Origin of the sequence: Algoriphagus aquimarinus (assembly GCF_900112005.1) — a bacterium.
In the GTDB taxonomy this organism is placed as follows: domain Bacteria; phylum Bacteroidota; class Bacteroidia; order Cytophagales; family Cyclobacteriaceae; genus Algoriphagus; species Algoriphagus aquimarinus.
Genome location: NZ_FOKK01000001.1, coordinates 108,144 through 128,724, shown reverse-complemented (window position 1 = coordinate 128,724; position 20,581 = coordinate 108,144). Strand labels below are relative to the sequence as shown.

At 39.3% G+C, this 20,581-nt stretch carries 21 protein-coding genes; 13 read left to right on the top strand and 8 right to left on the bottom strand.

The genetic code is table 11. The features are described 5' to 3' along the window. Window positions 1–53 precede the first annotated feature (53 nt). The gene (locus BM291_RS00625) at window positions 54–1,307 is read right to left on the bottom strand and encodes a DUF4270 family protein (RefSeq protein ID WP_175499627.1); all 1,254 of its coding nucleotides are present in this window, start codon (window positions 1,305–1,307) and stop codon (window positions 54–56) included. A 61-nt stretch (window positions 1,308–1,368) separates the two neighbouring features. Then, the gene (locus BM291_RS00620; RefSeq protein WP_092894235.1) at window positions 1,369–2,187 is read right to left on the bottom strand and encodes a glycogen/starch synthase; all 819 of its coding nucleotides are present in this window, start codon (window positions 2,185–2,187) and stop codon (window positions 1,369–1,371) included. Between the two features lie 129 nt (window positions 2,188–2,316). On the opposite strand from BM291_RS00620, the gene panC reads away from it, so the two are divergent. The 6 genes from panC to BM291_RS00590 all read left to right on the top strand — a co-directional run bounded on the left by panC (window position 2,317) and on the right by BM291_RS00590 (window position 7,564). Further along, window positions 2,317–3,165 (top strand): pantoate--beta-alanine ligase, encoded by an 849-nt coding sequence (panC, locus tag BM291_RS00615; protein ID WP_092894234.1) that lies wholly within the window; start codon window positions 2,317–2,319, stop codon window positions 3,163–3,165. A 21-nt stretch (window positions 3,166–3,186) separates the two neighbouring features. After that, window positions 3,187–3,534 (top strand): aspartate 1-decarboxylase, encoded by a 348-nt coding sequence (panD, locus tag BM291_RS00610; protein WP_092894233.1) that lies wholly within the window; start codon window positions 3,187–3,189, stop codon window positions 3,532–3,534. Continuing rightward, complete coding sequence (locus BM291_RS00605) at window positions 3,534–4,538, top strand: lysylphosphatidylglycerol synthase transmembrane domain-containing protein (protein ID WP_092894232.1); 1,005 nt, start codon at window positions 3,534–3,536, stop codon at window positions 4,536–4,538. The genes panD and BM291_RS00605 overlap by 1 nt, the downstream gene beginning before the upstream one ends. A 31-nt stretch (window positions 4,539–4,569) precedes the next feature. Beyond that, the gene (locus tag BM291_RS00600) at window positions 4,570–5,262 is read left to right on the top strand and encodes a zinc metallopeptidase (protein WP_175499626.1); all 693 of its coding nucleotides are present in this window, start codon (window positions 4,570–4,572) and stop codon (window positions 5,260–5,262) included. Window positions 5,263–5,359: 97 nt separating this feature from the next. Further along, window positions 5,360–6,499, top strand: a complete 1,140-nt coding sequence (locus BM291_RS00595; RefSeq protein ID WP_092894559.1) for an acyl-CoA dehydrogenase — start codon at window positions 5,360–5,362, stop codon at window positions 6,497–6,499. Between the two features lie 138 nt (window positions 6,500–6,637). Further along, window positions 6,638–7,564: a helix-turn-helix domain-containing protein gene (locus BM291_RS00590; RefSeq protein WP_092894231.1), complete on the top strand. Its 927-nt coding sequence runs from the start codon at window positions 6,638–6,640 to the stop codon at window positions 7,562–7,564. Here BM291_RS00590 and BM291_RS00585 read toward each other — a convergent pair. From BM291_RS00585 to BM291_RS00570, 4 genes are all read right to left on the bottom strand, one after another. After that, on the bottom strand, window positions 7,550–8,263 hold the full coding sequence (locus BM291_RS00585; protein ID WP_245786745.1) for a phosphoglycerol geranylgeranyltransferase: 714 nt from the start codon (window positions 8,261–8,263) through the stop codon (window positions 7,550–7,552). The two genes, BM291_RS00590 and BM291_RS00585, sit on opposite strands and share 15 nt — an antisense overlap. A gap of 37 nt (window positions 8,264–8,300) precedes the next feature. Beyond that, window positions 8,301–8,687, bottom strand: a complete 387-nt coding sequence (locus tag BM291_RS00580) for a hypothetical protein (protein WP_092894229.1) — start codon at window positions 8,685–8,687, stop codon at window positions 8,301–8,303. After that, window positions 8,680–9,045 (bottom strand): phage holin family protein, encoded by a 366-nt coding sequence (locus BM291_RS00575; RefSeq protein WP_092894228.1) that lies wholly within the window; start codon window positions 9,043–9,045, stop codon window positions 8,680–8,682. Before BM291_RS00575 ends, BM291_RS00580 begins: the two co-directional genes overlap by 8 nt. A 70-nt stretch (window positions 9,046–9,115) precedes the next feature. Then, complete coding sequence (locus BM291_RS00570; RefSeq protein ID WP_092894227.1) at window positions 9,116–9,715, bottom strand: YkgJ family cysteine cluster protein; 600 nt, start codon at window positions 9,713–9,715, stop codon at window positions 9,116–9,118. A 172-nt stretch (window positions 9,716–9,887) separates the two neighbouring features. Between BM291_RS00570 and BM291_RS00565 the strand changes: the two genes are divergently transcribed. From BM291_RS00565 to BM291_RS00535, 7 genes are all read left to right on the top strand, one after another. Continuing rightward, window positions 9,888–10,610 carry an LOG family protein gene (locus BM291_RS00565; protein ID WP_092894226.1) on the top strand — a complete coding sequence of 241 codons (723 nt, stop codon included), beginning with the start codon at window positions 9,888–9,890 and terminating at the stop codon, window positions 10,608–10,610. Between the two features lie 61 nt (window positions 10,611–10,671). Beyond that, window positions 10,672–11,610 (top strand): lytic transglycosylase domain-containing protein, encoded by a 939-nt coding sequence (locus tag BM291_RS00560; RefSeq protein WP_092894225.1) that lies wholly within the window; start codon window positions 10,672–10,674, stop codon window positions 11,608–11,610. Between the two features lie 20 nt (window positions 11,611–11,630). Continuing rightward, on the top strand, window positions 11,631–11,837 hold the full coding sequence (locus tag BM291_RS00555) for a hypothetical protein (RefSeq protein WP_092894224.1): 207 nt from the start codon (window positions 11,631–11,633) through the stop codon (window positions 11,835–11,837). A gap of 180 nt (window positions 11,838–12,017) precedes the next feature. Continuing rightward, complete coding sequence (uvrA, locus tag BM291_RS00550) at window positions 12,018–14,849, top strand: excinuclease ABC subunit UvrA (protein WP_092894223.1); 2,832 nt, start codon at window positions 12,018–12,020, stop codon at window positions 14,847–14,849. An 80-nt stretch (window positions 14,850–14,929) separates the two neighbouring features. Continuing rightward, entirely contained in the window at window positions 14,930–15,982 is a 1,053-nt protein-coding gene (locus BM291_RS00545) for a sensor histidine kinase (protein WP_092894222.1), read from the top strand. 14 nt (window positions 15,983–15,996) lie between these two features. After that, on the top strand, window positions 15,997–16,731 hold the full coding sequence (locus BM291_RS00540) for a LytR/AlgR family response regulator transcription factor (protein WP_092894221.1): 735 nt from the start codon (window positions 15,997–15,999) through the stop codon (window positions 16,729–16,731). Window positions 16,732–16,854: 123 nt separating this feature from the next. Continuing rightward, entirely contained in the window at window positions 16,855–17,610 is a 756-nt protein-coding gene (locus BM291_RS00535; RefSeq protein WP_092894220.1) for a LytR/AlgR family response regulator transcription factor, read from the top strand. A gap of 103 nt (window positions 17,611–17,713) precedes the next feature. Here BM291_RS00535 and BM291_RS00530 read toward each other — a convergent pair whose 3' ends face one another. Together BM291_RS00530 and BM291_RS00525 are read right to left on the bottom strand one after the other, a co-directional pair. Beyond that, entirely contained in the window at window positions 17,714–17,935 is a 222-nt protein-coding gene (locus BM291_RS00530) for a hypothetical protein (RefSeq protein ID WP_092894219.1), read from the bottom strand. A 277-nt stretch (window positions 17,936–18,212) separates the two neighbouring features. After that, window positions 18,213–20,456, bottom strand: a complete 2,244-nt coding sequence (locus BM291_RS00525; protein ID WP_092894218.1) for a TonB-dependent receptor family protein — start codon at window positions 20,454–20,456, stop codon at window positions 18,213–18,215. Window positions 20,457–20,581 lie beyond the last annotated feature (125 nt).

Below are 20,581 nucleotides of genomic sequence, written 5' to 3'. Positions count from 1 at the left end.
ACTTCCTATAAAATAGAAAGTGGATCATAATAACTTCTTAGAATTTGATTTACTTACCTGGATTTGGAGTAAATCACTTTCACTTTCACTTTATTTTTATCCAAAATAAATTGGCGCAGAGACCTTTTGAAATCATCTCCAGTTGAAGTAGGCGAGTTTGCATATAGCAACCAGTCTTTTCTCATAAGCTGACCTCTAAATAATGAATTCACATGAGATGTAATATATTGGCTATAGTTCTTTTTTTCAAGATCATAAAGCAATGAGCTAGGTGAACTTGTATTAGGAACGACAACTCCGTCTTCATCTGTGTAAACTTGTGCTTGGCCATCAGCTTGTACTGCTAATAAAAGACCTGAAGAAGATTCTAAAATCTTGTTCGTCGCATCAGTAAAGTACATAACAAGTGCCACTGGAGGAACTTGCGTCTCTGGTTGATCTTGTATTTCACCTAGTTCTAGAATAACTTGATTGAATGTGATGCCAACAAGTGTATCTAAAAAGGCATCAAATGGGCTGGTATCTAATTTGATCACCATACCAAGCATAGACTTCATCCCTACCTTCGAACCTACATCATAAGCTTTATAGGTGTCTGTTACAACCTGAGTTGGCGTGCCAGTTCTGTCACTTTTAAGCCCATTGAAACTTCTAGAGGATGCTGTAGTGATATTATACACAGTAGAAGCAGTATCTCCTTCATTATGATAATACACTTGTAATCCAGTAGAGCTTCCTAGACTAATGCCAATAGAAGCATTATCTCCTTCTCTTGCTTTTACAGCAATTCCTGGAAAATATTCCCTAAAACTGAATAGATCGTTAAACTCAAGCCCTAATTGCATTTTGCTAAAGATGTCTTCAGCAAATTCTTGGTCAACTTGAAATGATACTAGTGTATCTGTTTCTTCACCAAATACTATTTCTCCAGAAGAGAATGGGCTCGCTTCATAACTAAGCTTATCAAAATTATAATATAAGGTATCTAATATTGGTTCTGTCAACTTATGGATAGCGTAATATTTGGACTCGTCCAAATTTATCCCATCTACACTTAAAATGTTAAGATTGAAATAAATAGAGTCTAAAATCGCATCAATACCAGGTCTAGTGGCTGTACTAATGTACATCCTAGAATAGCCTGTTGCTGATGTCTTTCCGAAGAAAGAATCCACCTCTTCTCCCACTACCAAACGGGATTGATTGGTAGTATTAAAAGAGTCAAGTAAAACTACCTGGGCAGGGAGTTCAAACTCCTCGAAAACTACACCGATTTGGTTGTTTCCGGGAGAAAGCTCAATGCCCACCGTGGCAGGGTCACTACAAGAACTAATAAGAAATAGGGAAATAATGGCCCCAAAGGCCAATTTAACCGGCGAGATTCGTGTATATGTCGAATAACTCTTCGTGCGCCTGTGCTTCTGATTCTGCTTCAATGCTGATGTCAAACTTCTTGTCTTTTGAGAAATCCTCGATTAGTTGGTTTAATTCTGCGGAAACTACACCGCCTTTGACTACTAAGTCGGCGTACTCCATGCCTATCTTAATAAATCCTGTAAAGTCTTTGCTTTTCAAAGGTGCTAAAATAGCGTCATCAATGTCCACCATCTTAACCTTGTTTAACAAATCATCACCAAAGGTATGGGAAAATCCGTTGTTGTAGATCGCAAATACAGACTTCGTGTCTTTAAATAAAGGCTCGCTCTTATAAGTGGTCTTCAAATACATTGGAATTAAACTAGTCATCCAGTCGTTGCAATGCACGATATCTGGAGCCCAGCCTAGTTTCTTCACTGTTTCGATTACTCCTTTGCAGAAGAAAATCGCACGCTCGTCATTATCTTCGTAGAACTTCTGCTGCTTATCATGGAATACATGCTTACGCTGGAAGTAATCTTCATTGTCGATGAAGTAAACCTGAAGCTTTGCATTCGGGATTGAAGCAACTTTAATCACCAAAGGTTTCTCTTCATCGCCTACAGCAATATTGATCCCTGACAATCTCACAACTTCATGAAGTCTATTCTTCCGCTCATTGATTAGACCGAACCTAGGCACCAAGATTCTAATCTCCATTCCTCGCTCTTGCATAGCCTGAGGAAGGGATCTTAAGAAATTAGCTACTTCAGATGTTTGGAGAAAAGGGTTGATTTCACTGGCAACGTAGAGAATACGTAATTTGGACATGCTTATTGGATTTTAAGTTGAAGGTGAAAAAACAACTGCACAAAGGTAATAAAAAAAGACCTAAAAGCCTTGTTTTATTGAATAATAATCTAGATTTGCCCCTATTTACCTATACTAAACCCTATACCAGTGCAAGTAGTACATACTGGAGCCGATTGGAACAAATACTGGCTTGAATCCATTAAAAGCGACAAATCAATTGGCTTTGTTCCTACTATGGGAGCGCTTCACGAAGGTCATCTGGACTTAGTAAGAAAAGCTCAAGCAGAATCGGAAATTGTTGTCGTTTCCATCTTTGTTAACCCGACCCAATTCAATAACAAAGAAGATTTTAACAACTATCCATCTACAATAGATGAGGATTTAGATAAACTTAAAAATGAAAATGTCGACTTTGTTTTCATTCCTTCTACCGATAGTGTTTATATAGAACAACCAAAATTGAGTATCAATTTTGGAGATCTTGAGATGGTATTGGAAGGAGCTTTCCGTCCAGGGCACTTTAACGGCGTAGGCATAGTAGTTTCCAAATTATTTAACATAATCAAACCACATAAAGCATTTTTTGGTCAAAAAGACCTCCAACAAACTGGGATTATAAGAAGGCTAGTCAAAGACCTTTCTATGGATGTCCAATTGGAAATTGTGCCCACAAGACGCGAAGAAGATGGATTGGCAATGTCATCTAGAAACGTTCGTCTTTCTGCAGAAGAAAGAGAGCAAGCTTTGATTTTAATTGACAGTTTGACTAAAGCTAAGGAGGAACTTTTAACTGGGAAGGCATGGTTTGAAGTGCAGAATCAAATCAAATGTGATTTTGAGGAAATGCCATTGGCAAGTTTAGAGTATTTCGAATTAATTCACCCCGAGAGTTTTGCAAGTTATCGTGAATTTGATGCGAGTCAGAAATCATCAATTTGCGTAGCCGCTTATCTAGGAAAAATTAGATTAATCGACAACCTGCCAATAATTCCTTAATTTCGCCGCAAAATTAAACCAATGCAAATTCAGGTACTGAAATCCAAAATCCACCGGGTGAAAATTACTCAGGCGGAATTGCACTATGTAGGCTCCATCACAATAGATGAAGATCTAATGGACGCTGCTAATCTTATCGAAAACGAAAAAGTGCAAATCGTAAATGTCAATAACGGTGAGCGTCTGGAAACATACGTGATTACAGGCGAAAGAGGTACTGGACAAGTATGTATGAATGGTCCAGCTGCGCGAAAAGTGCAGGTAGGAGATATTATAATCATCATTTCTTATGCGGGCATGGAACTAGAGGAAGCTAAAAAATTCAAGCCTGTTTTGATATTCCCAGACGAGCAAAACAAACTCATCTGATGGGAAGGAAAAACATTAAGCAATTTATCCAGATTGTAATTTCATTGGGAATTGCAGTCTGGATTTTTTGGTTTTTGTATAAGGATATTGCATTTGATTCCTTGCTTGATCAAGTTAAGTCAAGTAATTGGGCCTGGATATTATTGTCCCTGTCTATTTCGATGCTTGCATACCTAGTGAGAAGCTGGCGCTGGACTCTACTCATCGATACAGAAGAAGGAAAGCCAGTGTCTCTTACTAGAGCTTACCACGCTGTTATGATTGGTAATTTAGTAAACATGCTAATACCGCGAGCAGGGGAAGTAGCTCGATGCGGGGTGCTTACACGTACAAATGGGGTGTCCATTGGCTATTTAATTGGGACAGTAATCGTAGAGCGAAGTGTTGATTTACTCTGCCTTATCTCTATAATTTTGTTAGCTTTTCTTGTAGAAAAGGATCTCTTTCTAAATCTGGCTAGCCAGTTGGTAGATTTGAGATTTTTATGGCAAATTGCCCTCTCCAATCTTCCAATTATAATAGGAGGCATGGCAATTCTTGCTCTGTTGATTGCCTATGTATTGAGGAGATTTCGTGACAATGGATTGATCAATAAGGCCCAACATTTTTTCCGAGAAATCCTTTCGGGATTCAACCGAATAGGTCGACTATCCAATCCAGCGGGCTTTTGGATAAGCTCAATTTTGCTTTGGTTTTTTTATTTTATGACCATGTACACCATTTCTTTAGGGATACCGAGCACTGCCAATTTGTCTTCAGGAGAAGTGCTCTTAGTCATGGTAATGGGTAGTATTGGCATGATCGCGCCTGTACAAGGGGGGATTGGAACCTTCCATGCACTGGTGGCCTTCATTTTGATACAGTTGGGCATATCGGAAGTAGATGGTAAAATCTTCGCCGCTATTATCCATGGGACACAAGTAATTATTGTCTTAGTAGCTGGCCTTGTAAGCTGGTTAATAATGATGAAATTACCCTCTTGGACAAAACCTGCGGAAGGTTAAAACGTATTCAATCCTGCAAACACAATAACTTATGATACTCCTTATTTTAATCGTCGTCGTATTCGCCCTAGCTGGATTTCTAGTGAGCAGAAGGCTCAAAAGCAAATTCAAACAATATTCTCAGGTAGCTCTAAAAGCAAACCTTTCGGGAGCGGAAATAGCTAAGCTTATGCTTGCAGATAATAATATCTCAGACGTTCAGGTTCTTTCCGTTGAAGGACAATTGACAGATCATTACAATCCTGCCAACAAAACAGTCAATCTAAGTCCAGATGTTTTCTATGGTAGAAATGCAGCAGCAGCTGCTGTTGCATCCCACGAGTGTGGTCACGCGGTACAGCATGCGACATCGTATGCTTGGCTTAATCTCCGATCTGCCTTAGTGCCTATTCAGAATGCCTCTGGTAAAATCCTTAATATTGTATTGATTGCATCTTTGTTTGGGGGTTTTGCACTAGGACTTCCTTACGAATGGGTAGGGTATATAGTAGTAGGTGCATATAGCGTCATGACCCTATTTACCATCATCACTCTGCCAGTAGAATTTGATGCAAGTAATCGTGCTCTTGCTTGGATAAAGACCAGAAACATAGTGACTCCCGATGAATATGCTATGTCGAAAGACTCGCTTAAATGGGCGGCAATGACATATGTAGTGGCAGCTCTTGCCTCTATGGCAACATTAGCCTATTATATTTTCATCTTCTTTGGAAATAGGGATTGATCCAGATCAAATAAAATATCGGAAGAGGGGCAAGCGTTGTCCCTCTTCTTTTTTTGCCATATATTCCTCGCAGATAGCTAAACCCAAAGAGAATATTATGCATTTTGAATTAACAGAAGAGCATCGCGCAGTGCAAGAGGCGGCGAGAGATTTTGCAAAAAATGAGCTGCTTCCTGGAGTAATACAACGAGATATCGAATCGAGATTTCCGGCTGAAGAGATTAAAAAAATGGGAGAACTCGGCTTCATGGGCATGATGATCGACCCTAAATATAACGGAGGAGGAATGGACACGGTCTCCTACGTCCTAGCGATGGAGGAACTATCGAAGATTGATGCGTCAGCATCTGTGGCCATGTCAGTGAACAATTCACTGGTATGTTGGGGGATGGAAAAATATGCTTCAGAGGACCAAAAGGAAAAATATCTTAAGCCATTGGCTTCGGGACAAAAACTTGGTGCTTTTGCTTTGTCTGAACCAGAAGCGGGTTCAGATGCTACTTCGCAAAAAACGGAAGCGTACCTAGAAGGGGATCACTATGTGTTAAATGGTACGAAGAACTGGATTACCAATGGTTCAAAAGCTGATACATACCTTGTTTTTGCTCAAACAGACAATAGCAAAGGGCACAAAGGGATTTCAGTTTTTATAGTAGAAAAAGGGTGGGAAGGATTCACTCCTGGCCACAAAGAAGATAAGCTGGGTATCAGAGCTTCGGATACCACCTCACTGATGTTTACAGATGTGAAAGTGCCAGTTGAGAATAGAATAGGAGAAGAAGGCTTTGGGTTCAAGTATGCCATGGAAACCTTGAATGGAGGGAGAATCGGGATTGCAGCCCAAGCCCTTGGTATTGCGGCTGGAGCGTATGAGTTTGCAGTAGCTTATTCAAAAGAACGTAAAACCTTTGGCAAGCCAATCTGCCAACATCAGGCAATTCAGTTTAAACTGGCAGACATGGCGACTACCATTGAAGCTGCGAGGCTATTGGTTTACAAAGCTGCATGGTTGAAAGATCAAGGTGAAGATTATTCACATGCATCCGCTATGGCAAAACTATATGCCTCGCAAGTTGCGATGGATGTAAGTATCGAGGCAGTTCAAATACATGGTGGATACGGATATGTAAGAGAATACCACGTAGAACGTTTGATGAGAGATGCTAAGATTACTCAGATTTATGAAGGGACTTCGGAAATTCAGAAAATAGTTATATCTAGAGGTATCCTTCGGTAGCATTTAATTTGTTTGAAAAAGGGTATAGTTAAATAAAACTATACCCTTTTTTATTTTTTTAACACCATCTATAGAAAATTCATGAATTATCGTTAGAAAAATCATATTTTTGCCCCTCTATTTTTATGCTACTTATTCATGGAATATTACAACAAGGTTATAGAATCAGTCAATGTTAGGTTTATTCGAGGAAATAATTTTCGAGTAGAGAAGCCAATCTCAGTGAATGATTATACGGAATCTGATAATACTCTGATTCTTCTACATCATGGTACTCTTAAATTCGGAGAAGATCAAGAGCTACTCAATGAAGGTGAAGTGCTTTTTCTTCCCGCTGAACAAAAAACGAAATTAACGATTGGTGGTAGCGCCAAAAAAGGAGAAATTTCAAAAGAACAATTTCAGGAAAACAAGAAAAAATATCTTCAGAGTTTAAGCTTCAGAGAAATCAAGAGCACAGAAGATGACTGTATTTCTGTGGTTGGCTTTGAGTCTAAGGTATTTGATGTCGTTAACTTTTTTAACTCGTTAGATATCCCTCCATTCATCATTCGATTCAACGATCGTCTGGCTACGATTATGGAGGATCTAATGAAGGAAGTAGAAGTAAGCAATGTAGGTAAAGAAAGAGCCTTAAAATCCCATACAGAACTTTTAGTAATTGAGCTGCTTCGTCATATTCTGAAGAATAGATTATTCTTAGAGGAGCTCTCCACTAATGCAACCTATTTCAAGGATCCAAGACTGATAGATTTATTCAACTACATAAAGTCGAACTTGGGAGGTGATCTATCTAATAAGATTCTTGCTAAGGTTGCTAATGTGTCTGAAGATTATGTAGGACAGTATTTCAAAATGCTGACTGGAATTAATCCACAAGATTACATTGAATACCAACGGATGGAAGCTGCGGTGGAGTTATTGAGAACTACTAAAAAATCAATTCGCGACATAGGAAAAGAAGTAGGCTATAAGGACACTGCCTATTTCTGCCGTAGATTCAAGATGATGTATGGAGTTCCCGCTGGAAAAATGAGGAGAAGGGAATCCTTAATTAACGTTTAAGGAAATATTCAACAGCATTTTATACTCTAAGACCTCGGCCAAAAAGCTGGGGTTTTTTTCTATAGCATTACCGATAACTAGTAAGTCTGCACCGTTTTCATAGGCAGTTTTTACTTTTGCTAAAGAATCTAAACCGCCACCTACTATGATAGGATTATTGGTGACAGATTTTACCGAAGCGATCACCTCCGCCGACACAGGAGATTTTGCACCGCTTCCTGCGTCCATATAGAAAAACTTCATACCCAAGTATAGCCCTGCAAGTGCGGTAGCTCTAGCAAGATTCGGTTTAGAATTCGGCAAAGGTATTGTTTGACTTACGTATTGAACACTTGTTATCTCACCTTCATTTACTAGCATGTATGCTGTTGGAAGGGCTTCCAATTTCATTTTTCTAACTATAGGAGCCGCCAGCACTTGATGACCGATAAGGTATTCAGGGTTCCTTCCAGAGATTAAGGATAAAAATAAAATTGCATCTGCCTCTTCCGCCAACTGCATTTGTGAGCCAGGGAAGATTACAACTGGAATTTCTCCTGAAATTTTCTTAAGTGAAATGACTACTTCTTTAAAATTATCTCGGCTAAGTTGGCTTCCTCCTACAAAAATTAAATCTAAATCGGAATCCTTAACCCAAGCATGTTCTTCCTCGAAAAGAGCTGCATTTTTAAACTTGTCTGGATCAACCAGCCATGCCAAACCTTTTCTGCCTGTCTTATGATAATCCTTTAAAATCTTACCGACTCTGTTCTTCGACTTTGGCATCTTCTGGGTCAGCAGTAAATAAATTAGGAAGAAACTTCTCTTTCGCAAATGCAAGACCTAAAATCAATAGACGCTGACCCATGCTTGGCCAAAAAGAGGAATTAGAACCTCTTTCAGTGAGTTTTTTCTCTATGTCTTTGGTAAGAAGCCCCTCTCTTTCGAGAACTGCCAGTGCTTCTTCAGTTTTTCGATCTTTGCGTTTACCTCGAGTTTTAACGATCGCAAATGCGATCAATCCCCCGGCTAAAACTACACCACCGATTTTTAACCAGTCTTCAGATTCTGCTTTAAAAAGCTCAAGCTGTCTAGCCAGTGTTTGTTCTAGCTCTTCTTCTTTTTTTTCCAAGTCCTTACTCATTTTCTCGACGTTTTTTGAAAATTCTTGCCCTGAATATAAAACCCTTTAAACCTTTCTGCATTTGATCCTGGGTAGAATCATTATCTCTTATTAGGTATAGAATAAATAAGATTAATAGATACAATAACCCAACTAGTAGGAATCCCATATGCGGGGATTCGAAATATTGACTTAGAAAAAAGGCTAGAGACAAACTCAAAAACAATAGAACCAAGAGAAGACTCCCTCCCATCAAAATTAAAATAACCAGACGAGATAGGATCCCTGATATCTGATCCTGAATATCCAGTTTGACCATATCTATTTTGGTCTCTACTATCCCTTTGACAGTCTGTACTATTTCTCCGATTTTTAGCATAATTAAAAACTTGTGAGAGGTTACCCTTGAAATATGACACAATATACTTCAATTGACAGGAGCAAAAAAATTATGCGATCACATCAACTTCTTGCTCTTCGTAGAACTTATATCTCAAAACTAATTCCAACGCAAAAGCGATCGCCTCATTTATTGTAAATTGTTGACAGAGGGATTGGTCTATTTCATCTAAACGTGAATAGAAAGCCGTTGCAAGCGGAATATCCATGTCATTATTAATTCTTTCGCTAGCTTTTAGAAATTCCTCAGTCTTTTCCTCCTTCAAAACTTTGCAGATAATGAGGTCTTTTTTGCCATATTTGGTCCTTCGAGCTGAGGCAGCAAATAATCGGCAGATCATGCCTCTTTTGGTGTGATTTCCGCAAAATCCCTTTTTGCCATCTTCTGACTGAGGTTTGTAGATGACACAACTGTCTCCTTCATCCTTGCTTTCTAATGTTGCCAGGGTTGATTCGGCCAATCCTTTATCATAGAGGTCAAAGGCCAATGGAAGAAATTCTAACGGGGAGGCTGGTACTTTAGGATTTGCGCAGCAGAAACCACATCCTGATACACAGCTTAACCCACTTTCAGATGCAAATTGCTTTGTTTCTGACTCGAGCTCACTGAACACGTCCAGCGTAGCTTGAGATTTTTCTACGAGATTCATCTCTTATATTTCAAATAGTGCGCAAAACTACACCAGACTTTGTCGTTTGATTCTCGTATGCAAGTATTTTTTTATATTGAAAGTCAGCTGTTTACCAGTATTCAAGATGAATAGTCAGTAATACAGCGTCCATTTCAGCGAAGAGATCGTTTTCTTTAATAAAAAACAGGATATGAGCAATCTAGAAAATACAAATGCAGAGGATAAAATCCGGTTAGCTTTCAAAGAGCGAGATTGGAGTGAAATTAAAAGTGCCGATTCCTGGGTAATTTTTAAGGTCATGTCAGAATTTGTGGAAGGATTCGAAAAGCTAGCTAAAATCGGCCCTTGCGTTTCAATTTTCGGTTCAGCACGTACTCCTAGAGATCACCATCACTATAAAATGGCTGAGGATATAGCTGCAAAACTTGTCCGCCACGGTTACGGAGTGATCACTGGTGGAGGACCGGGTATCATGGAAGCCGGTAACAAAGGAGCTCATTCTGAGGGAGGGAAATCCGTAGGATTAAATATCGTTTTGCCCTTTGAGCAATTTGATAATATTTACATTGATCGAGATAAGTTGATGACCTTTGATTACTTCTTTGTGCGCAAAGTGATGTTTATCAAATATTCTCAAGGATTTGTAGTCCTTCCTGGTGGTTTTGGTACCATGGATGAGTTTTTCGAAGCATTGACATTAATCCAAACCAATAAAATCGGGAAATTCCCCATTGTATTGGTAGGTAAGGATTACTGGTCAGGATTGGTAGATTGGATCAGAAAAACACTCCTTAGCCACCATTATATCAATGAAGTAGACTTGGAATTATTCTCTGTCGTTGAAGATGCAACTGAGGCAGTGAAAGTTATAGATGACTTCTATAACAAATACCTACTAAGTCCAAACTTCTAAGCTTACCTCATTGTGTGGAGCAATGGAAGCTTGTTGCTCTTAAGAAACTTAATTTTATTAAATGAATAAATCTCACCTAGTACCTCTTTACGTCCTTATAGTTCTTTGCCTTGCAATGGCTAGCTATGCCATATGGAGAACCCCAAGTGAAGTCACCGAAGTGCCTGGAGTTGCCGATGTTCAGTTGCTGGAGACTATGCCACTTCCGTCTAGGGATACTGTTCGACTTTTTAATATTCCTAAAGAATTGACCTTTGCGGGTGAGAAAGTCCCATTGGAAATCGAAGATGTAAAAGAGCGACTTGAGCGGGAGATCTATGTGAATGCCTATTGGCAGTCTAATATGATCCTCCTAATGAAACGTTCTTCTAAGTTTCTGCCTGAAATAGAACAATGGTTGAAGGAAAATGGAATTCCTGATGATTTCAAATATCTGGCAATGGCTGAGTCGGCGCTTATGAATGTAGCATCTCCTGCAGGAGCAAAGGGTTTTTGGCAGATTATGGAGTCTACAGGTGAAGAATACGGACTGGAAATTTCAAAGGATGTGGACGAACGTTATCACTTAGAAAAGGCAACTTTTGCAGCTGCAAAATACCTCAATAAGGCACATGCGAAATTCAGAGATTGGACTGCGGTGGCTGCCAGTTATAATATGGGACAGTCCGGATTTGCCAGAAGACAAGATGATCAGTTAGCCCTCAATTATTATGATCTCTACCTCAATGACGAGACTAGTCGATACCTTTTTCGGATTTTAGCATTTAAAGTGATTTTCGAAAACCCAGGAGAATTTGGCTTTCATTTGAGAGAATCAGATTACTATGAAAACCCTAATTTCAAATATATAAAGGTAGATTCCGATATTAAAAATCTCGCCAATTGGGCCAAGCAGCAAGGAAATACTTATAAGGATCTGAAGCTTTATAATCCTTGGCTTCGGGATAAAGATTTGAATGTAAGACGAGGTAAAACGTATGAGATTATGCTGCCGGAGTAATTTCAAAAACTATACTCACTATGGGAAGCAAGTTAATTGCAACTGAAAGAATGATCCTTGGAAACAAGCTTATCTGCGCTGTCTGCAAAAATGATAAGTTTTGGGAGCGGGAAACATTGATGAATACCAAGGGAATGACTTTTTTCAAATTGGACTGGGCAAATAAATCAGCTCAGAATCTGATTTGTGACAAATGTGGTTACGTGCATTGGTTTCTGAAGTCCTAGTTTTCTTTGAGTAAAGAAGATTTTTAAAATTGGCATTCCCACTAAGTGACATTTACTCCAGTGCCCAGTCCTTGACCATCAATGAACCAATCTTTCCTTCTTGGGTTATACTCTTTGAAGTTTACTACTGGGTGCGGTTGAAAATCCGTACCTTTGCCGTTTAAAATTGCCCGCCGATTTATGAGTAAAGTCACTCCTGCACAGGAAGAATACATAGAGATTTTTGGAGCCCGAGAGCATAATCTTAAAAACTTAGACCTGAAGATTCCCCGCAATAAGCTTGTGGTAATTACCGGTCTGAGTGGTAGTGGCAAAAGCTCGTTGGCTTTTGACACGATCTATGCCGAAGGTCAGCGCCGATATATGGAATCGTTTTCAGCTTACGCCAGATCATTTCTCGGCGGTATGGAGCGTCCTGATGTGGACAAAATTAATGGGCTTTCACCTGTTATTGCCATAGAGCAAAAGACCACTTCCAAAAATCCACGCTCTACTGTGGGCACGGTAACGGAGATTTACGATTTCATGCGTTTGCTTTATGCAAGGGCTGGAGATGCTTACTCTTACCTCACTGGATCGAAAATGGTGAGACAAACAGAAGATCAGATTATCGATTTGTTGTTTACTAACTTTTTGGACCAAAAGCTATACGTCCTGGCTCCAGTAGTTAAAGGCAGAAAGGGACATTACAGAGAACTATTTGAGCAGATCCGAAAAATGGGATTTTCTAAGGTTCGTGTAGATGGAGTGGTGATGGAGATGGTGCCCAAAATGCAAGTGGATCGATACAAAATCCACGATATAGAGATTGTAATTGATCGAATCGTAGCTGAAGAATCCGACCGATTCCGCATTACACAATCTCTCAAATCTGCATTGCAGCATGGTAAGGGAGTTCTTATGATTCGGGACGAAGAGGGTGAAATTCATCATTTTTCCAAGTACCTCATGGATCCAGAAACTGGCTTGTCTTATGACGAACCAGCACCAAATACATTTTCTTTCAATAGCCCCTATGGAGCTTGCCCAACCTGTAATGGTTTAGGAGTTACTGAAGAAATCACACGAGAGAGTATCATTCCTGATCCAAATCTTAGCATCACTAGAGGTGGAATCGCTCCTTTGGGTGAGTATAGAGATATTTGGATTTTCAAGAAAATAGAAGCTATTCTCAAGCACTATAAGTGTAGCATGAGTACGCCTATCAAAGATCTTCCGGATAATGTCGTGGAGATCCTTCTTAATGGAGATAAAATAGAGGTGGCTGTTGATTCGGTGAAGCATCCTGGCACAAAATGGCATACGACCTTTGAAGGGATTATCAATTTCCTCAAGAAGTATCAGGAAGGAAGTTCGGATAAAATACAGGATTGGATAAGTGAATTTACCATTATTCAAACCTGCCCAGAATGTGATGGTTATCGTCTAAAAAAAGAAGCTCTCCACATCAAAATCGATGAAAAACACATTGGGCAGTTAGCGTTGATGGATATTCGTTCGCTAGGAGAATGGTTTGTTGGACTGGAAAGTAGACTCTCAGAAAAGCAAAATATTATTGCATCAGAAGTGCTGAAAGAAATTCGAAAGAGAATCGGATTTCTACTAGATATAGGCTTGGATTATTTATCACTCAATAGGCCGTTACGAACTCTTTCTGGTGGGGAAGCTCAGCGGATTAGACTGGCTACACAGATAGGTACTCAGCTGGTCGGGGTGCTTTATATTTTGGACGAGCCAAGCATTGGACTTCACCAGCGTGACAATGAAAAGCTAATTCATGCACTTCAAAGTTTGCGGGATCTGGGCAATTCTGTGTTGGTCGTGGAGCATGACAAAGACATGATGTTAGCTTCAGATTATTTACTAGACATGGGTCCTGGAGCTGGGCGTCATGGTGGACATATTGTGGCTGATGGTACTCCAAAAGAAATATTAAAAACAGAGGGTGTCACGGCCAGATATCTATCCGGAAAGCTAGGATTGCCAGTTCCAAAAGAGCGAAGAGATGGGAAAGGATTAGAACTACTAATCAAAGGAGCAACAGGGAACAATCTTAAGAATATTGATCTTAAGCTACCTCTAGGCACGCTGATTTGTATTACAGGAGTTTCTGGATCTGGAAAAAGTACCTTGATCCACGAGACACTTTACCCTATTCTGAATCAGCAAATTTACCATTCCAAGAAGAACCCTATGCCTTACGAGAGTGTAAGCGGTTTGGAACATTTGGATAAAGTAATTGAGGTAGATCAATCGCCGATTGGTAGAACTCCACGTTCTAATCCAGCTACGTATACAGGGGTATTTTCGGATATCAGAACACTTTTCACAGAACTCCCAGAAGCCAAAATCAGAGGCTATAAACCTGGTCGTTTTTCTTTCAATGTAAAAGGAGGAAGATGCGAGGATTGTGAAGGTGCAGGAATGAAACTGATAGAAATGGATTTCTTGCCAGATGTACATGTGCCTTGTGAAACATGCAAAGGCAAGCGCTACAATAGAGAAACCTTAGAGATTCGATACAAAGGAAAATCGATTTCCGATGTGCTCGATATGACTGTGGAGCAGGCGGTAGAATTCTTCGATAAGCTACCAAAAATCCTGAGGAAAATAAAGACGCTAAATGATGTAGGGTTAGGTTACATTACTCTTGGCCAGCATGCTACGACTCTTTCTGGTGGAGAAGCTCAGCGTGTCAAATTAGCAACAGAACTTTCTAAAAAAGATACTGGAAAGACCTTCTATATACTTGATGAGCCGACTACTGGACTCCATTTCCAAGACATAGAATTATTGATGCTAGTGGTCAATGGATTAGTGTCAAAAGGTAACACTGTTTTGATCATTGAACATAATATGGATGTGATCAAGATGGCAGATCATATAGTTGATTTGGGCCCTGAAGGAGGAAATAAAGGTGGAACAATCGTGGTGCAGGGGACACCTGAGAAGGTCGCTGCCACAGCAAAAAGCTACACAGGTAAATTCCTTAAAATGGAATTAAATAGCTAACAAGGGTAAAAATCAAGGCTATCCTCCTTTTATCAAATTAAAAATGGGGATACAATCTGGTTATTTAACTTTGAGCGATTATGAACAGAATTAAGTTGTATTGGTTATTGCAAGTACTTGGATGGGGTGGATTTGCCTTGGTGAGTATTTTCCTAGCTTCTCTTTCCAGGGGAGTTACTGCTGTACAAATTTGGGCTTTCATTGTGCTAGCGGCGACCAATCTAATTTCCACTCATTTTCTTCGCTACATAGTCAAAACATACAATTGGTTTAAGATGAGCATTCCTCAGCTTTTGTTCCAATCTTTTTTGGCAATTATAGCTTTGTCATTTGTCAATATTGTCGCCCAGATTTTTATCAACATTGCTTTTGGCACCTTAAGTCCCGCACTTGACTTTAAGATATTGGTGATTTTAGCTAATCTCTTTCAAGCAATTTTGCTCTTCTCCCTTTGGTTTCTAGTGTATTTTTTGGTCCACTTTCTGGACAATTACAATTCCACGCTGAAATATGAAGCTAAGATAAATGAGATTAGGCTCAATCACCTGAAAAGCCAACTGAACCCTCATTTCATTTTCAATGCTCTTAACAGCGTCAGAGCGCTAGTGGATGAGGATCCGATCAAAGCAAAAACTGCTATCACTAGAATCTCGAATATGCTACGCTTTTCGCTGATGATGGATAAAAAACAAACCATAGAATTTGGGGATGAACTTAATACAGTTAAAGACTACTTAGAACTTGAATCGATTCGTTTTGAGGAAAGACTCGAAGTTGTTTACCATATTGAAGATGAGTCATATAGCTATAAGATTCCTCCCATGATGCTTCAAACGATCGTAGAAAATGGAATTAAACACGGTGTATCAAATCTGGTGAAAGGCGGTGTGATAGAGATCAAATGTAGGGAGGGCCTCCATGACGATTTGTACATTCAAGTAAAGAATAGTGGACAGCTTACACACCCTCCATCTCTGAAATCAAAGGATGAACAAGGTCATGGACTAAGTAATACAGTACAAAGACTTAAGCTTATTTATGGTGATAAGGCAAGCTTCCGTATCTTTAACTCAGGAAATCAATTCGTTATTACTGAAATAAAGATTCCAAAACAAAAAGTTACATTCGAATAACCAACTCAACAAAAATGCGAGCCATTGTAATTGATGATGAAAGATTAGCACGGAAAGAACTAATCACCCTATTAAATCAACTTGAAAGTGTAGAAGTAGTAGGTGAAGCGGTCAACGTGGATGATGCAAAAGAAAAAATTGAACAACTGAATCCTGATGTGATTTTTCTGGACATCCAAATGCCTGAGAAAACCGGTTTTGAACTTTTGGAAGAACTGGATAATGTGCCTCATGTGATATTTACCACTGCTTATGATGAATATGCTTTGAAAGCCTTTCAGGTTAATGCACTGGATTATCTTTTGAAGCCAATCGAGCCAAAGCGTTTGGAAGAAGCAATCACCAAACTTCAGGGAAAGATCGATGGTTTTACCAAAAACGAGGAGAATCCGTCTACTTTTAACCATAAGAAACTAACTCTTGACGACCAAGTATTTGTCAAAGATGGTGATCGTTGTTGGTTTGTGAGGTTATCGAATGTCCGATTATTTGAGTCTGACGGTAATTACATCAAAGTTTATTTTGACAACTTTAAACCGATGATTCATAAATCTCTCAATGCACTGGATGAGCGTCTGGACGAGAAATCTTTCTTCCGTGCTAGTAGAAAACACATCATCAATTTAGGATGGGTGGAAGGAATCGAACCATGGTTCAATGGAGGACTTGTAGTGACACTCAAAGGTGGAGATAGAATAGAAGTTAGCAGAAGACAGGCAGCGAGATTTAAGGAAATGATGAGTCTTTAATTATTTCATGACCAAATAAAAGCATTTGATTTCACTGAGAAAATCTGTAACTAGAGAATAATTGCTAAAAGTAGTCTCAATTATTAGTTTACACCCCTAAAACGCAACATCTGCTAGCTAATTATGAAAGAAGAGCGGATTCTAATCGTCGAAGACGATGTAAGTATCGCAGAAAATATTCAGGAGATTTTAGAACTCCTTGGCTATGTCAATACTGATATCGCTAATTCTGCTAATCAGTGTATTAAAATAATCAAAAAATATCGTCCCGATTTGATATTCATGGATATCAAACTCAAAGGGGACAAAGATGGAATTGAACTTGGTGAGATCGTAAAGCAAATGGTGGATGCACCGCTTGTTTATGTGACATCATATTCAGATCCCACTATAATTGAGCGAGCTAAGAGGATAAATCCAGCTGGATTTATTGTAAAGCCATTCAATACAAATGATATTCATGCTATTGTAGAGATTGTACTTTATAATAAGCGTACAAAGCCGACAACTGAAGCTGCAGCAGTTACCACCTCAAACGACAGTCCGTATCTAGTAACTGATGCTGTGTTCATCAAAGCTGACAATGCTTTTGAACGTGTAGCCTACGACGATATATATTATATAGAAGCTAACGGAAACATGGTGACTATTTTTACAAAAAATAGAGACTATAATATCCGGAAATCAATGAAAGAGATCGAGGAAATTCTCCCTTCTCAATTATTCCTTCGTGTGCAAAAGTCTTTCATTGTACATCTAGGACAAGTGGAAAGCTTCAATACTAAAGAAATTACGCTCCAATCCGGAGCTATGGTACAAGTAGGCAGACAGTACTACAACAGTTTCCTAGCGAAACTAAGTACCATCACAGAAAGTTAAATACAAAAAGGCGGGTAATAACCCGCCTCTTTAGTTTAACCAAACAATCAACCAAATTAACCCTTACGAAGGTTGTCTTAAGGAATTGCTTCCTGTTAGCTTGTTAAAAGACCGTTATTCTGGGCTTTAATTGTCGTTGCTCATAAGCTTGATCAGCTTTTTGAAATGTGTTCTCGCCTGTATTGTAAGTTGGTTCAGTATATTCAATAAGGGCAGTATGATTAGCTAGTTTTGTTTCTACTGTTGCTTTCCAAACAATCGTAATTGCCATAAAGAAGCCCAATGCAGCACAAATATTTTTCTGGGAAAATAGTGAAGATAACATGGCAGTAATATTTTAGTTTAAATTCTATATTCTCTATATGCCAAAAAGCGACCCAAAATTACAACTTATTGAATTATAGAAGGTTAATAGAAAACAAGGCTAAATATATGTACGATTGTGAACACCAAATCATCAGGTGCGAACATTAAATTAAAAAGTAGGATAGTGCTTTATAAAAAGCTCCCCGTTCCCTCATATTGAAAATTCGTTTTCAAAAAGTGCCAAGAATCCAATGGGCAGTTGCTCCGATCTGATTCTTGGCTATAGCGTCTAAAGCTTAATAAACAAATGCCACTTTTACTCCTCCATACCAGTTCCTAATCGGAGCAGGTTGATAGTATCTTCCACCAAATGGATTGAGATCATTTCCAAGTGAGTAGCTTTCATCAAGCAAATTGTCCGCACCAGCAAAGGCTTCTAATTCCCATTTTCCAGCAAAGCTTTTCGCCCAGCCAAATCTCATATTCACCAAATTATAGGCATCCTGATAAACGCTGTTAGCATCGTTGAGAGGAATTTCATCTACATATTGGTGGGTGAGATTCAAGTAAAACCCAGGTGACGTTCGAAGATCCAAGCGGGTAACCAAGGTGTTTGGCGAAACACCGGTCAAGTCATTTCCAGAGAAATCATTATCTCCTTTCTGATAATCATTAAATGTGAAATAATTCCCAGTGAATGCTGTTCCGATTTTCAAATCACGAACAAAAGCAATTTCGTTTCTTATCAACGCATAATCAATTGCCGCCTCTATTCCTTTTTGATCAGTGGAGCCTGCATTTCTGAAAAGTACTACACCCTGAGGATTCGTGTACGTCGTGATGGTTTGATCGAGTTTGAAGTAAAAAGCGGTCAAGTCTAGATTCAACTTTCCTTTACCTCTTCTATAGCCCAGTTCATAATTCAAGCCTTTTTCGGCCTCCAGATCAAGATTTAAACTTCCCTCATTCGTACGTACTTCATCGATGGTCGGTGGAGAAAAGCCACTGCTTATACTTCCATAAATTCCTGAATAATCATTGAACTGATAATTCAGTGCAAAACGCGGAACTACAATTGGATCGAATTTTCTTGTCTGCAAACCCGTGGTTCCTCCAGAAGCATCGATTTGGCGATCGATCTCTAGACTGCTGAAATTCTCGCTAAGCGCGAAAGTCAGCATAAAGTTTTCCATCAAATCCCATTCTGCCTGCTGAAATGCAAATCCCTGAGTTGCTCGAAGTTTATCAGCAAATCTCACCGTATCAGCTACGCCATTGACGTTTCCAAAATTCTGCGCATCAGTTAAACTAATTTGATATTCTCCTCCAGCGATTATTCTAATGTCCCTACCCGCTAGTTTACCATCAAAAGTGAATTTTGTTCTTCCCCCAAAACCAAAGCCCAATTCTTTTTTGTAATCCAAAATGAAAGGATTTTCGAAGTCATTTGTGTTCAGATAAAGCGTAGTAGAGTTTTTTATTGTTGAGGTGAATCTATACAAATGCCCGATCGAAGCGAAGACAGATTGCTGGGAAATTGAGCTGTTTTGGTTTACTGATCCGGATCTAGCTTTAGTTGGGACTTCGGCTAACTGATCAGCATTGAGCGCTCCTGGAATCTGGTAATTTAGATCAGAAATCAATAGCTGAGTTCTGAGTTCCTGCTTATCCGAAATGGAGAAAAATCCCCCTAATTGAAACACTTGCCTATCCATAGCAGAATGTTCTCTATAGCCATCTGCTTTTTGGCTGACATAAGAAGCCTCAAATCCACCATTTCCTACTTGCTGAGATACTCCCAATCTATAGCGAGTCATGCCAAAATCTCCTGCCATAAAATCTGCAGACACTCTTCCTCCATTTGGGCTAGCAGGACTGTAAAGATTTACTACACCACCATTTCCAGCGCCATAGATACTTCCCGATGGGCCTTTGATGACCTCGGCATTCTTGATATTGGAAAGATCTAGTAGGTTCAATGCCGTCGTCCCATCAGGCGATGTGAATGGAACTTCATTCCAATACACTTTTACATTTCTCACTCCAAATGGAGCCCGGAGTGAACTCCCACGGATAGAAATTCTATAACTGGCAGGTGCTCGCTCCTCTATACGGATGCCTGGTTTTGTATTGAATGAATTGACTATGGATGTTTCATTGAAGCGGTTGAAATCTTGTTCTGATACTACAGCGATTGCAGCTGATTGCTCCAAAAGTGGGCGCTCTGATTCAAATGCCGAAACTGTTATTTCTGAAAGATTTATGATTTCTTTGGTAAGCGTAATAATTGAAAGCTTACCGGGATTAATCTCCCTAGTTACTTGCTCATAACCTTCCACATTGAAAACGATAAGCATTTTCTCAGCCGAAGAAATTTTTATTTCCCCTGCTGTATTACTCGTAGCTAAGTAAGTGCCATTGGAATTGGCTCGCACCATTTCGATAGGTTGGCGTGAGCCTGCATCTACAACTTTGATCTGGATCTGAGCTTCAACCAAAGTGGAAATCAGTACTAGTATTAGTGTAAAAATTCTATTCATATTCGCAAATTAAAGTCTTTCGCCCGAAGATAACATTGACATTCCACCAAAACTCATTTCTAAAGTCTTTAGATTAGATACTTCTTTCAATCCTAAGGCAAAAGCCCTAATTTTCTAGCATAATT

What these genes read in the sequence shown, in the direction of transcription:
- BM291_RS00620 (WP_092894235.1), bottom strand. Translation starts at nt 2,187, where the DNA reads ATGTCCAAATTACGTATTCTCTACGTTGCCAGTGAAATCAACCCTTTT.
- panD (WP_092894233.1), top strand. Translation starts at nt 3,187, where the DNA reads ATGCAAATTCAGGTACTGAAATCCAAAATCCACCGGGTGAAAATTACT.
- BM291_RS00605 (WP_092894232.1), top strand. Translation starts at nt 3,534, where the DNA reads ATGGGAAGGAAAAACATTAAGCAATTTATCCAGATTGTAATTTCATTG.
- BM291_RS00600 (WP_175499626.1), top strand. Translation starts at nt 4,570, where the DNA reads ATGATACTCCTTATTTTAATCGTCGTCGTATTCGCCCTAGCTGGATTT.
- BM291_RS00595 (WP_092894559.1), top strand. Translation starts at nt 5,360, where the DNA reads ATGCATTTTGAATTAACAGAAGAGCATCGCGCAGTGCAAGAGGCGGCG.
- BM291_RS00590 (WP_092894231.1), top strand. Translation starts at nt 6,638, where the DNA reads ATGGAATATTACAACAAGGTTATAGAATCAGTCAATGTTAGGTTTATT.
- BM291_RS00580 (WP_092894229.1), bottom strand. Translation starts at nt 8,687, where the DNA reads ATGAGTAAGGACTTGGAAAAAAAAGAAGAAGAGCTAGAACAAACACTG.
- BM291_RS00575 (WP_092894228.1), bottom strand. Translation starts at nt 9,045, where the DNA reads ATGCTAAAAATCGGAGAAATAGTACAGACTGTCAAAGGGATAGTAGAG.
- BM291_RS00570 (WP_092894227.1), bottom strand. Translation starts at nt 9,715, where the DNA reads ATGAATCTCGTAGAAAAATCTCAAGCTACGCTGGACGTGTTCAGTGAG.
- BM291_RS00565 (WP_092894226.1), top strand. Translation starts at nt 9,888, where the DNA reads ATGAGCAATCTAGAAAATACAAATGCAGAGGATAAAATCCGGTTAGCT.
- BM291_RS00560 (WP_092894225.1), top strand. Translation starts at nt 10,672, where the DNA reads ATGAATAAATCTCACCTAGTACCTCTTTACGTCCTTATAGTTCTTTGC.
- BM291_RS00555 (WP_092894224.1), top strand. Translation starts at nt 11,631, where the DNA reads ATGGGAAGCAAGTTAATTGCAACTGAAAGAATGATCCTTGGAAACAAG.
- uvrA (WP_092894223.1), top strand. Translation starts at nt 12,018, where the DNA reads ATGAGTAAAGTCACTCCTGCACAGGAAGAATACATAGAGATTTTTGGA.
- BM291_RS00545 (WP_092894222.1), top strand. Translation starts at nt 14,930, where the DNA reads ATGAACAGAATTAAGTTGTATTGGTTATTGCAAGTACTTGGATGGGGT.
- BM291_RS00540 (WP_092894221.1), top strand. Translation starts at nt 15,997, where the DNA reads ATGCGAGCCATTGTAATTGATGATGAAAGATTAGCACGGAAAGAACTA.
- BM291_RS00535 (WP_092894220.1), top strand. Translation starts at nt 16,855, where the DNA reads ATGAAAGAAGAGCGGATTCTAATCGTCGAAGACGATGTAAGTATCGCA.
- BM291_RS00530 (WP_092894219.1), bottom strand. Translation starts at nt 17,935, where the DNA reads ATGTTATCTTCACTATTTTCCCAGAAAAATATTTGTGCTGCATTGGGC.
- BM291_RS00525 (WP_092894218.1), bottom strand. Translation starts at nt 20,456, where the DNA reads ATGAATAGAATTTTTACACTAATACTAGTACTGATTTCCACTTTGGTT.